The organism is Blastococcus sp. SYSU DS0669, assembly GCF_054050895.1.
Genome location: NZ_JBJHAE010000003.1, coordinates 187,515 through 205,130, shown reverse-complemented (window position 1 = coordinate 205,130; position 17,616 = coordinate 187,515). Strand labels below are relative to the sequence as shown.

The 17,616-nt window shown below is 74.9% G+C and carries 15 protein-coding genes; 9 read left to right on the top strand and 6 right to left on the bottom strand.

Annotated elements, in window-relative coordinates; all coding sequences use genetic code 11:
- Positions 1–6 precede the first annotated feature (6 nt).
- The 4 genes from ACI792_RS05720 to ACI792_RS05705 all read right to left on the bottom strand — a co-directional run bounded on the left by ACI792_RS05720 (position 7) and on the right by ACI792_RS05705 (position 5,013).
- Positions 7–444: a hypothetical protein gene (locus ACI792_RS05720; RefSeq protein WP_456601734.1), complete on the bottom strand. Its 438-nt coding sequence runs from the start codon at positions 442–444 to the stop codon at positions 7–9.
- 74 nt (positions 445–518) lie between these two features.
- Complete coding sequence (locus tag ACI792_RS05715; protein ID WP_456601733.1) at positions 519–1,646, bottom strand: flavin-containing monooxygenase; 1,128 nt, start codon at positions 1,644–1,646, stop codon at positions 519–521.
- A 44-nt stretch (positions 1,647–1,690) separates the two neighbouring features.
- On the bottom strand, positions 1,691–2,179 hold the full coding sequence (locus ACI792_RS05710; protein WP_456601732.1) for a hypothetical protein: 489 nt from the start codon (positions 2,177–2,179) through the stop codon (positions 1,691–1,693).
- Between the two features lie 116 nt (positions 2,180–2,295).
- The gene (locus ACI792_RS05705; RefSeq protein WP_456601731.1) at positions 2,296–5,013 is read right to left on the bottom strand and encodes an AAA family ATPase; all 2,718 of its coding nucleotides are present in this window, start codon (positions 5,011–5,013) and stop codon (positions 2,296–2,298) included.
- Between the two features lie 129 nt (positions 5,014–5,142).
- On the opposite strand from ACI792_RS05705, the gene ACI792_RS05700 reads away from it, so the two are divergent.
- The 9 genes from ACI792_RS05700 to ACI792_RS05660 all read left to right on the top strand — a co-directional run bounded on the left by ACI792_RS05700 (position 5,143) and on the right by ACI792_RS05660 (position 16,610).
- Positions 5,143–6,663, top strand: a complete 1,521-nt coding sequence (locus ACI792_RS05700) for an MFS transporter (protein ID WP_456601730.1) — start codon at positions 5,143–5,145, stop codon at positions 6,661–6,663.
- Between the two features lie 116 nt (positions 6,664–6,779).
- Complete coding sequence (locus ACI792_RS05695) at positions 6,780–7,013, top strand: heavy-metal-associated domain-containing protein (protein ID WP_456601729.1); 234 nt, start codon at positions 6,780–6,782, stop codon at positions 7,011–7,013.
- Between the two features lie 108 nt (positions 7,014–7,121).
- Positions 7,122–7,259 (top strand): hypothetical protein, encoded by a 138-nt coding sequence (locus ACI792_RS05690; protein WP_456601728.1) that lies wholly within the window; start codon positions 7,122–7,124, stop codon positions 7,257–7,259.
- A gap of 127 nt (positions 7,260–7,386) precedes the next feature.
- Positions 7,387–8,166, top strand: coding sequence for an ABC transporter ATP-binding protein (locus ACI792_RS05685; RefSeq protein ID WP_456601727.1), 780 nt, complete (start codon positions 7,387–7,389; stop codon positions 8,164–8,166).
- A gap of 6 nt (positions 8,167–8,172) precedes the next feature.
- Positions 8,173–10,701 (top strand): FtsX-like permease family protein, encoded by a 2,529-nt coding sequence (locus ACI792_RS05680; protein WP_456601726.1) that lies wholly within the window; start codon positions 8,173–8,175, stop codon positions 10,699–10,701.
- A gap of 33 nt (positions 10,702–10,734) precedes the next feature.
- The gene (locus ACI792_RS05675) at positions 10,735–11,271 is read left to right on the top strand and encodes an N-acetyltransferase family protein (protein WP_456601725.1); all 537 of its coding nucleotides are present in this window, start codon (positions 10,735–10,737) and stop codon (positions 11,269–11,271) included.
- A 129-nt stretch (positions 11,272–11,400) separates the two neighbouring features.
- A complete protein-coding gene (locus ACI792_RS05670; protein ID WP_456601724.1) occupies positions 11,401–12,363 on the top strand; it encodes an EamA family transporter in 963 nt (320 codons plus the stop codon).
- A gap of 102 nt (positions 12,364–12,465) precedes the next feature.
- Complete coding sequence (locus tag ACI792_RS05665) at positions 12,466–15,732, top strand: heavy metal translocating P-type ATPase (RefSeq protein WP_456601723.1); 3,267 nt, start codon at positions 12,466–12,468, stop codon at positions 15,730–15,732.
- A gap of 74 nt (positions 15,733–15,806) precedes the next feature.
- Positions 15,807–16,610: a GNAT family N-acetyltransferase gene (locus tag ACI792_RS05660; protein ID WP_456601722.1), complete on the top strand. Its 804-nt coding sequence runs from the start codon at positions 15,807–15,809 to the stop codon at positions 16,608–16,610.
- On the opposite strand, the gene ACI792_RS05655 is transcribed toward ACI792_RS05660, so the two are convergent.
- Both ACI792_RS05655 and ACI792_RS05650 read right to left on the bottom strand, forming a co-directional pair.
- Positions 16,558–17,223 (bottom strand): hypothetical protein, encoded by a 666-nt coding sequence (locus ACI792_RS05655; RefSeq protein ID WP_456601721.1) that lies wholly within the window; start codon positions 17,221–17,223, stop codon positions 16,558–16,560. The two genes, ACI792_RS05660 and ACI792_RS05655, sit on opposite strands and share 53 nt — an antisense overlap.
- A complete protein-coding gene (locus tag ACI792_RS05650) occupies positions 17,211–17,555 on the bottom strand; it encodes a DUF2568 domain-containing protein (protein ID WP_456601720.1) in 345 nt (114 codons plus the stop codon). Before ACI792_RS05650 ends, ACI792_RS05655 begins: the two co-directional genes overlap by 13 nt.
- Between the last annotated feature and the right edge of the window lie 61 nt (positions 17,556–17,616).

The window sequence follows — 17,616 nt, the reverse complement described above, 5'->3', positions numbered from 1 at the left end:
GGGTGGTCAGCCGCGAGCCGGGGGCTCGGCGGAGGGCGGGACGTTCGGGGTCAGCGGTTGTGCGGCCATTGCCAGCGCGACCGTCAGCACGGCGCTCACCGGCCCCCAGAGCACCGCCCCGGCTGGGGCGAGCCAGCCGAGCGCGGCCGGCCCTGCCAGCACGGCCACCGGTGCGCCGAGTGCGGCGACCACGGCACCGGCATGCCAGTCGCGGTGCAACAGCCAGCCGGCCGCGAACAGCGCCCACCCGACGACACCGGCACCGGCGACCAGCCAGGTGGTCCCGCCCAGCAGCGACCAGCCGAGCTCGAGACCGGTCACGGCGACGAGCAGCGGCAGCAGCGTGGTGGCCCAGCCGGTGAGGAACTGGACCACCCCGGCATGGTGGCTGCCCGGCGCGGGCCTGGCGGGCACGGTCGGCGGGAGCAGGATCGCGGTGGGCATCGGCTTCTCTTCGGTGGGCCGGCGGTGGGACGGACGGGGGTGCTGCGGGTGACGCTAGGGGCGCGGCAGGGGCTTCACGCCGGGGAAACTGCCTGGATCGACGGCTCGGAGCGCACCGGCCGGGTGGCGTCGGTGGCCATGCGCTCGGAGAGGGCGGCGGCGTCGGCCCCGACGAATCCCAGCAGGGCCGAGCCGCGGCAGGTCTGCCACGGCAGGCCGAGGAAGTACAGCCCGGGCACGTCGGTCACCCCGGCGGTGTGGCGCACCTGCCCGTCGACGACGACGCCGGGAACGTGCAGCCACGAGTGGTCGGGCCGGTAGCCGGTGGCCCAGACGACCGCGTCGACGTCGACCGCGCTCCCGTCGGCGAAGTGGGCGGTGCGACCGTCCAGACCGGCCAGCCGGGGCCGGAAGTCGATCCCGCGGCGGCGCAGGTCGCGGCTGCGGGTGCCGATGACCAGGTCGCCGCGGGCACGCAGCCGGCGGGCGATGCGGGTGTGGCTGGGCACGGTGAAGAACCCGGAACGGGTCAGCCAGAAGAACAGGTCACGGCCGGCGACGCGCTGAGGCAGCTCGGTCGGCCGGGTGCCGACCGCGACGGTGACCGGCTGGGTCGTGGCGAGCTCGGCGGCGATCTGCAGGCCGGAGTTGGCGGCACCCACGACCAGGACCCGGCCGGCGCCGGGCAGCTGGGCGGGGTTGCGGTACCCGGCGCTGTGCAGCTGCGGCACCTGCGGGTCCAGCCCGTCGGCGAGACCGGGGATGTGCGGCGTCTGGAAGGGGCCGGTGGCGACGACGACCTGCTTCGCGCGCAGCGTCCCGGTCGGGGTGGTGGCCGCGAAGTCCCCGCCGGCGGCACGATGCAGGCGCAACACCGGGGAGTTGAGCCGCACGGGAAGCGCGAAGCGGGCGGCGTAGGCGGCGAGGTAGTCGGCGACGTCGTCCTTGCTCGGGTGGGTGTCGGCCGGGGCGGGGAACGGCATTCCGGGCAGCGAGTCGTACTGGGCGGGGCTGAACAGCCGCAGCGAGTCCCAGCGGGAGCGCCACGAGGAGCCGATCTCCGGGCCGGCGTCGACCAACAGGAAGCCCGCTCCACGGGCGGCGAGGTGGTGGCCGAGGGCGAGGCCGGCCTGACCGGCGCCGATGACGAGTACATCCAGGAGCTGGCGCTGACCGGCGGGGCAGGGCAGTGACGTGGGCATGGGATCTCCCGGCGTGGTGAGGAGGGGCGGAGGGGTGTCGGCGGTCAGACGAGGCCGACGGTGAGCAGGGCGGTGGCGATCACGAGGTCGGCGGCCAGGCAGGTCTCGGCGTACCAGCGGGGCACCACCCGGCCGAGGCGGTGATGGGCGACGTCCCAGGCGGCGTGGGCCAGCCAGCCGGCGGCCAGCACGTAGCGCGCGGTGGCCGGGTCGACGGCGACCGCAGCCATCGCCACCGCGCCGAAGCCGAGCACCGCGGCGGTCTGGGCGGTCAGCAGCCGCCGATCGGCCAGGTCGCCGCGGGCGGTGCCCCAGGTCAGGTAGATCACCGCGGCGAGCAGCACGCACCAGGCGCTGATCCAGGCGTGCACCTGGTCGGGCAGCGGCGCCAGGGCGGAGAGGCTGGCGGCGACCGCCGCGACGCCGATGCCGGTGGGCCAACGGCGGGCGAGCGTGGTGCGCAGTCCGCCGCGCCGGCGAGAACCCGAGGCGGCGGCCGCTTCCGGCATGTGGGTGACGACGGTGCTGGTCATCGGGAGCTCCTGGCGTCCGGGCTGTGGTGTCGCTCGGACGCTAGGAGCGGGTTGCCGACGTCACGCCGGGAGAACCGCCAGGTCGGCTGCCGGGGCGGGTCGCGGCAGCCGACCGATCAGAGCTCGAGCGCGAGCGCGGTGAGCTCGGCGCGGGAGGCCACGCCGAGCTTGCTGAACACGTTGCGCAGGTGGAAGTCGACGGTGCGCGGGGACACGAACAGCCGCGCGGCGACGTCCCGGTTGGACAGCCCCTGCCGCACGAGTGCGGCGACCTGGCGCTCCTGGGCGGTCAGGTCGGTGGACGTGGTGACGTCGCGGCGGCGGGCGGTCTCCCCGGAGGCGCGCAGCTCCTGCGCGGCCCGTTCGGCCCACGGCGCCGCGCCCAGCTCCTCGAACAGCGCCAGCGCCGCCCGCAGGTGCGCGCGGGCGTCCACCCGGCGTCGCGCGCGGCGCAGGTACTCACCGAGGGCCAGCTCGGTGCGCGCCCGATCGGGTACCCGCAGTGACGCCGCATGGGCGGTCAGGGCGCGGTGGAAGTGCTGCTCGGCGTCGCCGTCGCCGGCGAGCAGGGCGCGGCCGTGCTCCACGGCGGCGACCGCGGCCGGGGCGCGCGTGCCGGCCGCGAACGCCTCCAGCTCGGCCAGCCAGGTGCGTGCGAGATCCTCCCGTCCCGCGCGGACCGCGGCCTCCAGCCGGTCCAGGGCGGCCATGCGGCGGTACGCCGGGGAGCTGATCTGCTCGAGGTGGTGCAGCGCGGACGCCGGCTGCCGGGCGCGCAGTCCCTGCGCCCAGTGCACCATGTCGACGACGATGGATCCGGTGAGCCCGACCGGGTGCGCGTCCCGGATCGCCGACACGTCCGCCACGTGCTGATCGGCGGCGTCGTCCCCGCGAAGTGCGGCGAGCACGGCCAGCTCCGCGGCCGGCAGCGCGGTCAGCCCTGCATGCCCCGTGCTCGCGGTCAGCGTCAGCGCCTCGTTCGCGGCGCCGGCCGCCTGCGACCAGGCGCCGGTGGCGATCTGGAACAGCGCTCCGCGGGTGAGAGCGTGCTCCACCATGCTCAGCGCTCCCGCGCTCCGGGCGGCGGTCAGCTGCTGCTGGTGCAGCCGCAGGCCACGTTCGTCATCGTCGATCAGCATCGCCGCGACGCCGAGGTTGGGCTGCAGCACGTGATCGTCCACCACGACGTCGTCGGTGAGGGTGAAAGCGTCCTGGAAGCAGTCGGTCGCGGTGGCCCAGTCCTCACGGCGGACGGCGCGGAATCCCTGCAGGAGGGCGAAGGCTGCGTGCGAGTGGGGGGCGGCGTCCCTCCCGGGACGAGGAACCAGCGCTGCCGGGTCGAACTCCCGCGGGGACCGTGCCCCGAAAGCGGCCAGCGACGCGGCGAGCATCGCGAGCTGCTGGGCCAGCGCCTCCTCGGCGCCGGCTGCCACCTGGGCGGCCTGCACGATGTAGTCGTAGCCGTCGTCGACCGAGCGGGTGTTCCACTCGATCTGCCCCTGCAAGGTGAGCAGCCGCGCGCGCAGTGCGGGCTCGGTCACGTCGGCCGCGGCCGCGCTCGCCAGCGCTGCCGCCCGGGACGGGTGGGCCCCGAGCCAGCTCGATGACGCAGCCAGGTACAGCCGCCGGCCCCGGGCCTCGCCCCCACCGGTGAGTTCGGCGGCGCGCGCCCACGCGGCGGCAGCGGCCTCGTGCCCGCCGCGACCCGCGGCCCGCTCGGCGACCGCATCCAGCGCGTCGACCACCGCCTGATCCGGCCGGTCGGCCGCCGCCGCCAGGTGCCACGCCCGTCGGTCCGGGTCCCCGGACAGCACGTCGGCCAACGCCCGGTGGGCGGCGCGCCGCTGCGCGCTCGTAGCCGCCCGGTACACCGCCGAGCGGACCAGCGGGTGGTACAGCGTCAGAGCGTCGCCGTCGACCCGGACCAGACCGATCCGCTCGGCCTCCTCCAGGGCGTCGTCACCGAGGTCGAGACGAGCGGCGGCGTCCCGGACGACGGTCAGCCGGCCGGTGTCGTCGGCCGCGGCCAGCAGCAGGAACCGCTGGGCCCGGTCACCCAGATGCCGGACCCGGTCGAGGAACCCCCGCTCGACGCCGCCGGTCAGCGGCAGCGGCGCCGGGAGCGGCGTCCGGCCGGCCAACTGGTCGCCGGTCAGGGCGGCGGCGAGCTCGCCGAGGGCGAGCGGGTTGCCGCCGGTTGCGGCCACCAGCCGGTCCCGTACCGCCGGATCGACCGCACCGCCGGCCCGCGCCGCCAGCAGTTCCTCGGCGTCGGTCCCGGTGACGGCGCCGAGAACCACGGTGGACAGGTCGCGAGCGTCGAAGCCGTACGCCTCGCCGTCGCGGGCGGCGAAGAGCAGCGCGACGCGTTCGGCGTGCAGCCGCCGGGCGGCGAACAGCAGTGCCGCGGCGGAGGCGTCATCGAGCCAGTGGGCGTCGTCGACCACGGCGAGCACCGGCGTCTCCTCCGCGGCGTCGGCAAGCACGCTCAGCGTGCCGAGGAAGGCCAGGAACCGGTCACCGTCACCACCACCGGTCGCCTCGCCCAAGGCCGCCCGTAGCGCCGCAGCCTGCGGTGCCGGCAGGCTCTCGATCCGGCCACGCTCCGGCCACAGCAGTCGCTGCAGCGCGGCGAACGCCAGCGGGGACTCCGACTCCACTCCCGACGTGCGCAGCACCCGCATGCCGGAGGCGGTCGTGACCGCCTCCGCCAACAACGACGACTTCCCCGACCCGGCCACGCCACGGAGCACCAGCGACCCGCCGGCTCCGGCGCGGGCGGCGTCGAGCAGGGCGGCGATCGCCGCACGTTCGTCATCCCGTCCGACAAGCACGACCGGGACCGTACCGATCTGAGCGGGCCAGGCCCCGGATCGAGAACCTGGCGAAATCACCGGCGTGGGCGAGCTCGGCGATGGCGAGCGTGGGACCAGACCCAACAGCCCCCACCTCGAGGAGCAGCCATGTCGGCCCATCCCAGCGCCGAACCGGCGGCGCTCACCGCCCGGCACCAGCCGCAGCACGCGCCCGATCACACCGCACAGACCGCACCCGGCCACCCGTCACCGTCCGCGGACGAGCCGCGCCGGCCGTGGACGGTGTTCGCGCTGATGATCGCCGCCCAGTTCATGGTGATCCTGGACGTGTCGGTGGTGAACGTCGCCCTACCCAGCATCAGCGACGCCCTGCAGCTGTCCGCCGCCGACTACCAGTGGACGGTCAGCGCCTACGTGCTGCTGTCCGGTGGCTTGTTGCTGCTGGGCGGGCGGATCGCCGACCTGCTGAACCGACAGCGGGCGTTTCTCGCCGGCGTCGGCGTGTTCACCGCCGCCTCGCTGGTGAGCGGCCTGGCCCAGACCCCGCTCACGCTGATCCTGGCGCGAGCCGCGCAGGGCGCCGGTGCCGCGCTGCTCACCCCGGCTGCGCTGTCGATCATCATGACCGCCTACGCAGGCCGGCAGCGGCAGACCGCGCTCGCCGTGTGGGGGACCGTCGGCAGCCTGGGCATCGCCGCCGGCGTGCTGTTCGGCGGCGCGCTGACCAGCACCCTGGGCTGGCGCGCGGTGTTCTTCATCAACGTGCCGATCGGTGCCGCGGTGGTCCTCGGCACGCTGCGGACAGTGGCCCGCGGCGGTGCGCAGCCCGGCGGGCTGCGGCAGCTGGACGTGCCGGGCGCGCTCACCCTGGTCACCGGGCTGCTGGCCCTGGTCTTCGGCATCGAGGCCACCCGCTCGGCCGGGTGGACCGCACCCCGGACCTGGCTCGCCCTGGCCTTCGCCGCCGTCCTGCTGACCGCGTTCGCGCGGGTAGAGCGCCGCGCCGCCGACCCGCTGGTGCCGCCGTCGACCTGGTGGATCCGGTCGCTGATCTCCGCCTCGGCGGTCATGGCCGGCATCACCGGCGTCGTGGTCGGTGCCATCTTCCTGTCCTCGCTGTACCTGCAGGACGTCATCGGCGCGTCCCCGGTCATCGCCGGGCTGCAGTTCCTGCCGCTGGCCGCCGCGATCACCGTGGCCGCCACCGTCGCGTCGAGGGTCATCTCCCGCCTCGGCGCCCGCACGCTCATCCTCGTCGGCCTGGTCGTCATGGCCGCGGGGGTGCTGGTCCTGGCGGCAGGCGCCGGCGGCACGTCCTACGCCGCCGACGTGCTGCCCGGGTTCCTGCTGGTCGGCGCCGGCGTCGGACCGATGTTCGTCGCCATCGCCGTGGCCGCCATGAGCGACGTGCCGGCCGAGAAGTCCGGGCTCGCGTCCGGGCTGATGATGACCGGCCACGAGATCGGCGCCGCCCTGGGCGTCGCGGCGCTCACCGCCATCGCCGGTGACCTCGCCACACAAGCGGGTCTCATCGACGGCTACGGCCGCGCCTTCACCGCCACCGCCGGCGTCCTCGCCGCCCTGTTCGTGCTGGCCCTGCTCGCCGTCCCCGCCGGCAAGCCGACGGCCGGCGCCAGCGGTCACGGGCACGGAGGCCACGGCCACTGAGCCGCTGCCGGCCATCCCCCCTGACGAACCCGGCGAAATGCCCGGTGAGAAGGGCGCCGGTCCGCGGCGACTCTTCCCACCGACCGATCGCACCACCCACCTCCCGAGGAGTTCCCATGCTGTCCGGCACCCCCCGCACCTTCATCGGCTCGACCACCTTCACCGTCACCGGCATGACCTGCGCGCACTGCCAGCGCGCGGTCACCGAGGAGATCGCCGCCATCGAGGGTGTCGAGTCCGTCACCGTCGACGTGGCCAGCGGCACCGTCACCGTCACCGCCGACCGCCCCGTGGACCGCGCCGACATCGCCGCCGCGGTCGACGAGGCCGGCTACACCCTCCGGTCCTGACCGCCCCTCCGGCCGCGGGAGCCCCGCCCGGCTCCCGCCGCCCTACGCCTCACCACCCGCCTCCCGGCGTGACCGTTCCCCTCCCACCTCCCGTCGCAGGAGACCGCCATGTCCTTCGCCACCCACGACCACCTCGCCCGTGCCCGTCACCAGGAGCTGATCGACGACGCCGAGCGCGCCCGGCTGGCCCGTTGCCTGCAGCCGCCCCGCCGGTGGAGGCGCCCCCTCCACCGGGCGCGCACCTGACCGGAGGGCCCGCGCCCCGCGGACACCCGGCGATCGCGCGCTGTCCCGCCCGCGGGCCGCACCGCACATCTCCGCCGACCGACCACCGACCAGACCTGACCCCGCCATCCGCGAGAGAGAGACCGCCATGACCACCGTCGCCCCACCTGAGAGCACATCCCTCACCGTCGCGGCGCAAGCCCGCGACGTCGTCAAGACCTACGGCCAAGGGGAAGCCGCCGTCCGCGCCCTCGACGGCGCCGACGTCACGATCGACGCCGGCCGACTCACCGCGATCATGGGGCCCAGCGGCTCGGGCAAGTCGACGCTGGTGCACGCCCTCGCCGGGCTCGACACCATCGACTCCGGCCAGGTCCTCATCGGGGACACCGACCTCACCGCGCTGTCCGAGCGGGAGCGGACCCTGCTGCGCCGGGAACGGCTCGGCTTCGTGTTCCAGGCGTTCAACCTCATCCCCTCCCTGACGGCCGCGGAGAACATCGCCCTGCCGCTCACCCTGGCGGGCAAGCGGCCCGACCCGGCATGGCTGGCCGAGCTCGTGCAGATGCTGGGCCTGGGCAACCGGCTCGACCATCGACCGGCGGAGCTCTCCGGGGGCCAGCAGCAGCGCGTCGCCGTCGGCCGGGCGCTGATCGCCCGGCCCGACCTGGTCTTCGCCGACGAGCCGACCGGCAACCTCGACTCCCGGCACGGCGCCGCACTGCTCGCCTTCCTTCGGGACGCCACCCGCTCCCTGGGCCAGACGATCGTCATGGTCACCCACGACCCCGTCGCTGCCTCCTACGCCGACCGGGTCGTCTTCCTCACCGACGGCCGCATCGTCGACGAGCTCTCCGCCCCCACGCCCGAGACCGTCCTGGCACGCATGGCGCTCCTCGACGCTCCTACCTCACCGATTGGAGCGTGATCTGCGATGTGGCGCCTCGCCGTCAAGAACGCGGTCGCGCACCGCTCCCGCCTGACCCTGACCTGGCTCGCCGTCGCCCTGGGCGTCGCCTTCGTCGCCGGCAGCCTCGTGCTCACCGACACCAGCAGCCGGCTGCTCGACGCGCAGTTCCGCACCGCCGCCGCCGGCGTGGACCTCACCGTCCGCGGCGTGGCCGCGTTCGGCAGCGCGATGGGCGTGGAAGTGGAGCGGGACCCGTTGCCGGCCGACCTCGCCGAGCGTGTCGCAGGCACCCCCGGTGTCGGGCAGGCACGAGCGGTCGCCTCCGGTCCCGGGCAGCTGCAGGTCCGCGGGGAACCGGTGCGACCGAACGGCCCGACGATCCTGGGGACGTGGGCGGAAGCCCCGTTCACCGCCTACGATCTGCGCACCGGCCGCGCGCCGGACGGCGGCGACGAGGTGGTCCTGGACGCCGCCACCGCCGCCGCGCACGACATCGCCATCGGTGACACCGTCACCGTCTCCGCCGCGGCCAGCCGCCGGCTGGAGGTCGTCGGGTTGACCGGCGTGGGCGTGGACGACGGGCTGTCCAACAGCGCCGTGGTGCTGGTCGACCTGGGCACCGCCCAGGCCCTGCTCGGCCTGGGCACGGGGGTGACGTCGGTCGACGTCATCGCCGCCCCGGATGTCGCCGTCGCCGAGCTCCGGAGCGACCTGGCCCAGGCCCTGGGGGAGGAGTACGCGGTCACCAGCGGCCAGGACGCCGCCGAGGCGAGCGCCGAGGCGGCGAAGGAGAGCATCAGCTACCTCCGCGTCGTGCTCCTCGCGCTCGCCGCCGCCGGGCTCCTGGTCGGCGCGCTCCTGATCGCCAACACCTTCGGCATCGTGCTCAGCCAGCGCAGCCGGGAGCTGGCCCTGCTGCGTGCCGCCGGGGCCACCGGTCGGCAGGTGTTCGCCTCGGTGCTCGCCGAGGCCCTCCTCATCGGGATCACCGGCGCGGCCGGCGGCACCGCGGCCGGCATCGGCGCCGCCTACGGGCTCCGCGGCCTCGCGCAAGGCGCCGGCCTGGCGCTCCCCGACGGCCCGCTGACCGTCACCTCCCGCACGGTCCTCGTCGCTCTGGTCGCCGGCGCCCTCGTGACGCTCCTGGCCGCGCTCGGGCCGGCCCGCCGCGCCGCCCGCGTCGCCCCGGTCGAGGCCATGCGGCTCTCCGAGCCGGCACGGCCGCGGCCTCGCCGGCGCCGGTTGGTCACCGGGTGGGTGCTGCTCGCCCTCGGTGTCGCGCAGCTGGGCGCCGCCGCCGTCCTGCGGGACATCGCCGGCGTCGCGCTCGGCGCGGTGCTGCTCCTCCTCGGCCTGGTCGTGCTGGGCCCGGTGCTGGCACCGCGGCTGGCCAACGCCGTCGGCCGCCCGCTGGACCGCCTCGGTGTCCCCGGCCGCCTCGCGCGCGAGTCCACGGTCCGCAACCCGCGCCGGACGGCCGCCACCGTGACGGCCCTGGCCCTCGGCCTGGCCCTGATCAGCTTCGTCTCGGTGCTCGGCGGGTCGGTGAAGGCCATCAGCGCCGGCCAGCAGGAGGCCCTCACGGCCGACCTGCTGATCCGGAGCGCCGGCGACGAGATGCTCGGCGGGCTGTCCCCGGAGGTCGCGGTCCGCGTCGCCGACCTGCCGGAGGTGGGCGCGACCTCCTCGATCCGCTACGGGCACTGGCTGGACGGCGGCACGACCAGCGCCCTGACCGCGGTCGAGCCGGCGACCCTGCCGCAGGTCGCCGACGTCGAGATGACGGCCGGCGACCTCGGGGCCCTCGAGGAGGGAGGCGTCGTCCTCGCCGAGGACGTCGCGACCGAACGGGGTCTGGGAGTTGGCGACAAGCTGGCGATGACCTTCCCGCGCCACGGGGAGCAGCAGGTCCGGGTCGTCGGCGTCATGGCCGACGCTTCCGCCCAGGCGCTCAGCAGCGGCTACATCCTGTCGCTGACCACGTACGCCCAGCACTTCAACGAGGACGTGGACGCCAGCGTGTTCGTCGCGCTCGCCGACGGCGTCGACGCGGAGGCCGGACGGACGGCACTGGAGACCGCCGTCAGCGACTTCCCGAACGCGGAGATCCTCGACCAGACCCAGGCGGTCGCCGCGCGGGCCGCCACCGTCGACCAGGCGCTCGGGCTGATCACCCTCCTGCTCGGCTTCGCCGTGGTCATCGCCTTGCTCGGGATCACCAACACCCTGGCCCTGTCCATCGTGGAGCGGACCCGGGAGATCGGGTTGCTGAGGGCGGTCGGCATGACGCGCCGGCAGCTGCGGTCGATGATCCGCGCCGAGGCCGCCCTCGTGGCCGTGGCGGCCGTCCTCGCGGGTGTCGCCGTCGGGCTCGGGCTGGCCGTGGCAACTCTTGCCGGCCTCAGCAACGACGAGCTGCTGACGATCCGGATCCCCGTCGGCCAGCTCCTGGTCGTCGTCGCGATCGCCGTGCTCGCCGGCCTCGCCGCCGGCCTGTTGCCCGCCCGCCGGGCTGCCCGGCTCGACGTCCTCACCGCCATCGCCACCCACTGACCGCCCGTGCACCACCGTCCACCAGGAGTTCCGATGACCGACCGATCCACCACCCCCCGCCCCACGGCGCCCCCCGACCACCACGCGGCCGTCACGATCCGCCGAGCGACGCCGGCCGATGCCGCGGACGTCGCCGTCATGGTCGCCGAGATCGCCGCGCACGAGGACCGAGCGGCCCACGTCCACGTCCAGGAGGAGCAGTGGCGCCGCCTGCTGGCCCGGCCCGAGGTCATCGTGCTGCTGGCCGAACGCAGCGGCGGGCCGGTGGGCTACGTCTCCGCCGTCCGGCAGCTGCACCTGTGGACCGGTGGCGACGTCGTGAACCTCGACGACCTCTACGTCCGCCCCGGGCACCGCGACGCCGGCGTCGGCCGGCAGCTCATGGCCACCCTCGCCGAACTGGCGGAACCGGAGCAGCTGCTCATCCGCTGGAGCATGGAAGTCGACAACGCCGACGCGCAGCGGTTCTACCGCCGCCTGGGCGCCGGCCTGCGGCACAAGCTGCTCGCCGCCTGGCCGCCGACCGCGTACGCGGAGGCCGCCGCCGCGGTGCGTCCCGGCGTTGTCTGACCCGCAGCCACGGCCGGCATCAGCGGGCGCAGAGCCGAGCCCGGCGAAACCACCGGTTCGACGGCGCTCGTCACCGCGGAGCATCTGAGTCCGACCGAGCACCCCCTGCCCCGTGGTGGAGGAGTTCCCATGCAGCAGCGTCACCGGCTCCTCGCCGTCGCCGTCGCCGTCTCGTGGGGACTGAACTTCCCCGCGATCCACCTCTCGCTGGCCCATTTCCCGCCGTTCTTCCTGGTCGCCCTGCGATTCGCGCTGCTCGCGGTTCCGACCGTGCTGCTGGTCCGGCGGCCGACCGTGCCGTGGCGGTGGATCCTCGGGTACGGCGCCGGATTCGGCGTGCTGCAGTTCCTCTTCCTGTACCTCGCCATGGCCTCCGGGATGCCCTCGGGTCTCGCCTCGCTGGTGCTGCAGTCGTCGGCTCCCTTCACCGTGGTGCTGGCCGGCGTGCTGCTGCGCGAGCGGCTGAGCGGCCGCCAGGCGCTCGGCGTCGCCACGGCGGCAGCCGGCCTGGCGGGGATCGCCGTCCACCGGGCCGAGATGGGCGGTGGGGCGATGCTGCTGCCGCTCCTGCTGACGGTCTGCGGCGGGCTCGGCTGGGCCCTGGGCAACCTGTGCAGCCGCCAGGCGCGGGCCACCGAGCCGTTCCGGCTCACGCTGTGGATGACGGTGGTTCCACCGCTGCCCATGCTCGTCGCCTCACTGACCCTCGAAGGCCCGGCCCGCATCTCGGCGTCGGTGGCCTCGCTGGGCACCGGGCAGGGCGCCCTGGCCGTGGCCGGCCTCGCCTACACCGTGCTGGTCGCCACGATCGGCGGATCGGGCGTGTGGACCTGGCTCATGAGCCGCTACCCGTCGAGCGTGGTCGCCCCTTACTCGATGCTGGTGCCGGTGGCCGGCATGGCCTCGTCCTGGCTCGTGCTGGGCGAGCCCACGTTCGCCGTCGAGCTGGTGTGCGGTGCGGTCGTCGTCGCCGGCGTCCTGCTCGGCAGCGGTCCGGCCGCCCCGGTGCAGCGGGCGGCAGGACGCAGCGCGCTTGAGGTCGCTCCGCGGGTTCCCGCCGCGCCCCTCCCTTCACAGGCCGCCGGCCGCTGAACGACCTGGAGCCGGCAACCCGGCGAAATCGCCGGTCCGACCCCCTGGGTCGCCCCCGAGCATCGACTCCGCCTCATCAACCTGTCCCGCCCAGGAGTTGCCATGACGACCACCGTCCCTCCGGCCGCCGCGACGGCGACCGAGCCGACCGCCGGCTGCACCCTCGACATCGGCGGCATGACCTGCGCCTCGTGCGTCGGCCGGGTGGAGAAGGCGCTGCGCCGGGTCGACGGCGTCGCGACCGCGGAGGTGAACCTGGCGACCGAGGTCGCCACCGTCCGGTTCGACGCGGCCCGGGTGGGCGTCGAGGAGCTGACCGCGGCGGTGGCGCGTGCCGGTTACACCGCCACGCCGCACCGCGAGGCCCAGCCTGACTCCCAGGGCGTCGGCACCGATCCCGCCGCGGCGCCCGCGGACCACGAGGGCGAAGCCCAGGTGACCGCGCTGAAGTGGAAGTGGCAGTTCACCCTCGCCGTGGGCCTGGGGCTGATGGCCCTGATGTACGTGCCGCTGTACCTGGACACGATGGACTGGCTGATGCCGGCCATCCTCGTCGTGGCCACCGTCGTGCAGGCCTGGGCCGGCCGGGAGATCTATGCCGCGGCGTGGACCGCGGCCAAGCACGGGTCGACGAACATGAACACCCTGGTCGCGCTAGGTACCGGCGTCGCCTACGGATACAGCGCCTTCGTCACCTTGTGGCCGGCCGCCGCTGAGAGCTGGGGCCTGCCGCTGCACGTGTACTTCGAGACCTCGCTGGTGATCCTCGCCCTGGTCCTGGCCGGCCGGTGGATGGAGGCCCGCGCGAAGAAGCGCACCGCCGCGGCGATCACCGCGCTCGTCGGGCTGGCCCCGAAGACGGCGCGGGTCCTGCGCGACGGCGCGGAGGTGGACGTGCCGGTCGAGCGGGTCGTCGTCGGCGACCTGGTGCGGGTGCGGCCGGGCGAGAAGGTGCCGGTGGACGGCGTCGTCACCGACGGGGCGACGGCCGTGGACGAGAGCATGCTGACCGGCGAGAGCCTCCCGGTGGACAAGACGGTCGGCGACACGGTCATCGGCGCCACGCTCAACCGGACCGGCACGGTGGTGCTGCGGGCCACCGCGGTGGGGGAGGACACCGCCCTGGCGCAGATCGTCCGCCTGGTCGAGGACGCCCAGGGTGCCAAGGTGCCGATGCAGCGGCTCGCCGACCGCGTCTCCGCATGGTTCGTCCCGATCGTCCTGCTGCTCGGCGTGGCCACCTTCGCCGCCTGGGCGCTGTTCGGCCCGGACACCGGCCGGCTGACCATGGCCACCAGCACGGCGATCGCGGTGCTGATCATCGCCTGCCCGTGCGCGCTGGGCCTGGCCACCCCGACCGCAGTCATGGTCGGCACCGGCCGCGCCGCGGAGCTGGGCATCCTGGTCGGCAACGGCGACGCGCTGGAGACCGCCCGCCGGGTCACCGCCGTCGTCCTGGACAAGACCGGCACCCTCACCAGCGGACGGCCGGCCCTCACCTCGGTGACCACGGCGGGCGGCTGGGCCGAGGACGACGTGCTGGCCCTCGTCGCCGGGGCGGAGACCGGCAGCGAGCACCCCGTCGCCGAGGCGATCGTCGCCGCCGCTGCCGCCCGCGGCCTGCACCTTCCCGCGCTCGGCTCGTTCGACGCCGTCCCGGGTCACGGCATCGAAGCCGTCGTCGGAGGGAGGCACGTGCTCGCCGGCAACCAGGCACTGATGCGTGCACGCGGCGTGGACGTCTCCGCGCTGGCCGATGCCGCCGCCGCTGCGGCCACGGACGGGCAGACCGCGATGTTCGTCGCCATCGACGGGCAGCCGGCCGCGAGCATCGCCGTTGCCGACACGGTGAAGCCCGAGTCCGCCGAGGCGGTGGCCCAGCTGCGGGCGCTGGGGCTGCAGGTGTGGATGCTCACCGGGGACAACACCGCGACCGCGCGGGCCATCGCCGACCAGGTCGGCATCGAGGACGTGCTCGCCGAGGTGCTGCCCGCCGACAAGGCGGCCAAGGTCCGCGGGCTCCAAGAGCAGGGGCACGTGGTGGCGATGGCCGGCGACGGCATCAACGACGCCGCGGCCCTGTCGGCCGCCGACGTCGGCATCGCCATCGGCACCGGCGCCGACGTCGCCATCGCCGCCTCCGACATCACCCTCGTCGGCGGTGACCTGCGCGGCATCGTCTCGGCGATCGCCCTGTCCCGGCGCACGGTCGCGACCATGAAGCAGGGCCTCGCTTGGGCGTTCGGCTACAACCTGCTGCTCATCCCGGTCGCCGCCGGTGCCCTCTACTGGTGGGACGGCCTGCTGCTGGACCCGGTGCTGGCAAGCGCCGCCATGGCGATGAGCTCGGTCAGCGTGCTGACCAACGCCTTGCGGCTGCGCCGGTTCCAGCGGCCGGCGACCGTCCAGGAGATCCTGCGGCCGCCGCTGCGCGCCCGCATCGGCCAGTACGCCTACCTGACCGGTGTCGCCGTCGTGGCGCTCGCGCTCGGGGCGGGGCTCACGGCGGTCAGCCGGATGGACTTCGCCGAACGCGGCATGAACGGCACCCTTGCCTGGATGCAGGGCACCGGCATGCCGATGCGCCCGGCCATGAGCGAGATGATGACCGCCGAGGTGCCACCGACCGATGCCGCCGAGGCCGGCGTGGACGTGCGGCTGGACCTGCCCGCACAGGTCCGCCCCGGTGAACCGACGCGGCTGGTCGCCACCGTGGTCGACGCCGCCACCGGCGAGCCGATCGAGGACCTGACCCGCAGCCACGAGGCGTGGATGCACCTCATCGCCACCCGGGAGGACCTCGGCACGTTCACACACGTCCACCCGCAGCCGACCGGCAAGCCCGGGCAGCTGGCCGTGGACGTCACCTTCGTGACGGCGGGCACGTACGTGGTCAACACCGAGTTCCGGCGGCAGGGGCAGATGGAGGACGTCCACCAGCGGCAGGTCATCACCGTCGCCGGTTCCGCTCCCGAGTCGGTGAGCCTGGTGGCGGGACCACGCGCGGTGGTCGTCGACGGCGTCCGGGTCGAGCTGGACGGCGAGGTGGAGGCAGGCGGCGTGAGCGACCTCCACTTCACGGTCAGCGACGCGGCAACCGGCCGGCCGCTCGACGATCTGCAGCCCTACCTCGCCGCCGCCGGCCACGTCGTGGTCATGCGCGCGGACGGGTCCACCTTCGCCCACGAGCACGCCGAGGTGGCCGACGACTCCGGGCGACCGGTCTTCGCCACGCCGGGACAGACCTTCGGCCCGGAACTCGACGTGCACGCGGAGTTCCCCACCACGGGGACGTACCGGCTGTGGGCCCAGTTCCGGCTCGCCGACGGAACAGTGATCACCGCGCCGTTCACCGTGCACGCTGCCTGACCGAACCGTCACCCCCGCGCGCCGGCGACTGCGCGCAGGGGTGACGGACGGTCGCATCCCCCCAGGAGCAACGAATGACCCTCACGTCGCGCCCCGCCACCCTCGCCGACGTCCCGTCAGCCGCCGAGGTGCTCGCCGACGCCTTCACCGACTACGCGTGGACCAGGTGGACGGTCGATGTCCACGACCACGAGGAGCGGCTACGGGAGCTGCACAGTCTCATCCTCACCGAGGTCGCACTTCCCTTCGGCTGTGTCGACGTCGGCGAGGCGGAGGGGCGGCTCGTGAGCGTCGCGGTGTGGATGCCGGGCGATGCGGTGCCGGATGACGTGTGGGCGCGGGTCGGGCCGGCGGCCGCCGAGCTGGCGGGGGACCGGGCGTCAGCGGCTGAGGAGGCCGAGGCAGCGCTGGCCCTCCGTCGACCCGCGGACCGGCACGTGATCCTGGCCAGCCTAGGTGTACTGCCCCATCGGCAGGGCAGGGGGATCGGTGCCGCGACGTTGACCCCGGGGCTCGACCGCGCCGACCGGGACGGGCTGCCGGTGCACCTGGAGACCAGCGCGGAGCCGAACGTGCGCTTCTACCGGCGCCTCGGCTTCGCGATCACCGATGTCGTCGACCTGCCGGCCGGAGGCCCACGGACCTGGCTGATGCGCCGCCGACCCCGAGCCGGAGCCGTCAGAGCAGCGGCGGGGCGGGGAACGCGCACGCCCGGTGAACTGCATCTCGGTCCTCCTGATGGGGGCGTGGCCACCCCGGCCATGTGCGGCGCCGGCCCCGGTCATCCGTTGCCTCGTCGGGCCGAGGCCGCCGCCGGAGCACTCGTCACCGGCTGCCGGCCGCCCGTCGCCACACCACCAGACCCGTGCCGCCGATGACGACCAGCAGGAGCGGCAGGCTGAGGTACAGCGTGGCGGTGAGCGAAGGAACCTCGAGCACGAGGGACGCTGCGCCGGCGAGGAGCAGCGGTGCGAGCCCCCTGGCGAGGACGGTCAGCCAGCGCTGTCCCAGCCCGATCCGCCAGGTGACGGTGGTCCCTGCGACGACGAGGACGGCGAGCGCGAGCAGCTTGCCGGCGTCCACGAGGTCGATCGCCGCTCGCAGCGCCGCCGTGCGCTGCGGGGAGCCGTCGTCGACGCCGGCGACCAGCACGAGGAGCAGGCTCACCTGGAGCCAGGACAGTGCGGCGGCGGTGACCCCGGCCCCCACGGTGAGAGCCGGCCCGCGTCCGTCGTTCCGGCGAGCAGCCAAGCGGGCAAGGCTGACGGCGAGCACCGCCAGGGCCACACCTGCCGTGCCGTGCACCAGGAGCGACTGGACGACCATGCCGAAGCGGTGGTCGGCGATGTGGGTGTGCACCTGGACGGCCGTCGCGCCGGCCGGTACGGCGGGCACTGCGAGCAGGCCGGCGATCCACGCCGCGACGTAGGCCGAGGAAGCCGCCGCCGCCTGGCGGGGGAGGCTGCTGCGGACCGGGATCACTGCTGCCACCAGACCAGCAGAGCGGCGTTGACGGCGGCGGCGAGGCCGAAGGCCGAGGCGAGCTGGGGGCGCCCGGCCTGCACGAGCGCGGCGACCGCGGCACCGAGCACCAGCGCCTGGACGGCGAGCCGCGCCGCCGAGGGAAGGGCCACCGCGGCCCGTGGTGAGGCGAACAGCCCCCAGACGACGGCGGCCACGACAGGCGCGCCGACCCCGGCCAGCACGCGGACAGCGACGGGGACGCCGAGCGTGAAGCCCCAGAGGGCCAGCGCGGCGAGCGCGCTGAGCTCCAGGGCGAAACGGGCTACCAGGTTGGCGCCCTGCAGTACGGCGAGGCTCATTCCGGCTCCTTCTGCGTCGGGACGGCTGCAGCGTGGCTGCGCGGTAGGGACGCCGTCGTCG

Excerpts from the sequence above, each read along its gene's own strand:
- ACI792_RS05720 (WP_456601734.1), bottom strand. The coding sequence starts at position 444 with ATGCCCACCGCGATCCTGCTCCCGCCGACCGTGCCCGCCAGGCCCGCG.
- ACI792_RS05715 (WP_456601733.1), bottom strand. The coding sequence starts at position 1,646 with ATGCCCACGTCACTGCCCTGCCCCGCCGGTCAGCGCCAGCTCCTGGAT.
- ACI792_RS05710 (WP_456601732.1), bottom strand. The coding sequence starts at position 2,179 with ATGACCAGCACCGTCGTCACCCACATGCCGGAAGCGGCCGCCGCCTCG.
- ACI792_RS05700 (WP_456601730.1), top strand. The coding sequence starts at position 5,143 with ATGTCGGCCCATCCCAGCGCCGAACCGGCGGCGCTCACCGCCCGGCAC.
- ACI792_RS05695 (WP_456601729.1), top strand. The coding sequence starts at position 6,780 with ATGCTGTCCGGCACCCCCCGCACCTTCATCGGCTCGACCACCTTCACC.
- ACI792_RS05690 (WP_456601728.1), top strand. The coding sequence starts at position 7,122 with ATGTCCTTCGCCACCCACGACCACCTCGCCCGTGCCCGTCACCAGGAG.
- ACI792_RS05685 (WP_456601727.1), top strand. The coding sequence starts at position 7,387 with ATGACCACCGTCGCCCCACCTGAGAGCACATCCCTCACCGTCGCGGCG.
- ACI792_RS05680 (WP_456601726.1), top strand. The coding sequence starts at position 8,173 with ATGTGGCGCCTCGCCGTCAAGAACGCGGTCGCGCACCGCTCCCGCCTG.
- ACI792_RS05675 (WP_456601725.1), top strand. The coding sequence starts at position 10,735 with ATGACCGACCGATCCACCACCCCCCGCCCCACGGCGCCCCCCGACCAC.
- ACI792_RS05670 (WP_456601724.1), top strand. The coding sequence starts at position 11,401 with ATGCAGCAGCGTCACCGGCTCCTCGCCGTCGCCGTCGCCGTCTCGTGG.
- ACI792_RS05665 (WP_456601723.1), top strand. The coding sequence starts at position 12,466 with ATGACGACCACCGTCCCTCCGGCCGCCGCGACGGCGACCGAGCCGACC.
- ACI792_RS05660 (WP_456601722.1), top strand. The coding sequence starts at position 15,807 with ATGACCCTCACGTCGCGCCCCGCCACCCTCGCCGACGTCCCGTCAGCC.
- ACI792_RS05650 (WP_456601720.1), bottom strand. The coding sequence starts at position 17,555 with ATGAGCCTCGCCGTACTGCAGGGCGCCAACCTGGTAGCCCGTTTCGCC.